The sequence below is a fragment of the Methylobacterium sp. E-065 genome (assembly GCF_022829605.1).
In the GTDB taxonomy this organism is placed as follows: domain Bacteria; phylum Pseudomonadota; class Alphaproteobacteria; order Rhizobiales; family Beijerinckiaceae; genus Methylobacterium.
Window position 1 is genome coordinate 1 of sequence record NZ_JAKSYD010000043.1, and the last position, 917, is coordinate 917.

General features: G+C 67.8%; 1 protein-coding gene. It reads right to left on the reverse strand.

Annotated features, from left to right (window positions below; translation table 11 throughout):
- Positions 1–52: 52 nt before the first annotated feature.
- Positions 53–917 (reverse strand): hypothetical protein (locus MKK84_RS03395; RefSeq protein ID WP_243916624.1); only part of this gene is annotated, 865 nt, incomplete at its 5' end.

A 917-nucleotide genomic window follows, 5' to 3' on the forward strand; every position in this document is an offset into this window, starting at 1 on the left:
TCAAGAACCGCGCCTGAGGCCAGCGCCTACGACGCCAAAGCTGGACGTCGGATCAGCTCAGCCGCACCGTACCGTACCCAGCTTGCGAAGGGGTCCCAATTGCACGCCGATCCGGGGTCCCATTCCAACGCCTTTTGACACGCTCGGCCTCGACGTGGGCCAGCAGCTCGCGGGCAAGGGCCTCGGTCGCGGCAGGGTCGCCGTTGTCGATGGTGCTGACGGCCAGCATCGAGAGGCGGGTTTCGCGATCGTCCTGACCCTCTGGGGTACGGCGCCGCGCTTCGTCCTCAGCCGCGGTCTCTACCGCCGTCAGCGCGTCGCCGACCCACTGAACCAGCTTGCCGGCGGCGTTGAAATGAGGTGCGCCAGAAGCGTTCACCCTGTCGCGGCAACGAGGGCTCCACGCATGAACATAAGCCACGCTGCCGACACGTTCCGCTGCGTCTCGGATTGATTGAAGCTCACCCATTGAGGCGGACGCGAGGTCGAGCATGCCGACGAGATTGGGGGCGATCGGAGCCTGCCGGTCGGCCTGGGTTTCGGTGAACGCCAGGACATCCCGGGCGAAGCCGGGGCCAAGGTTCTCCGGCCAGGCCACGTCGATGTCGTCGTTGCGCTGGGCGACGAGGGCCTTGAGGCGCAATCCGGCGAGCGAGGCGGCCGGCAGCTCGGCGATACGGTCCTCGATCTCGCACAGCTCGTTCAGCGCCTCGGCCGATGCCTCCTCGGCAGCCTCGACGCCGGTCCGCTCACGCCACTCGGCCGCCTGCCTCGCCCAATCGGCGTGAGGCTGATCGCGGGACGGGCGAGGTTGCGCGGCGTCTGAAACTGCGATCTGCTCTTGGATCCGCTGGGCATAGAGGTCTCGCGCCGCTTCCCATTCCGGGGCGAGAGCGATCAGGTTGGCGTCGCCGGAA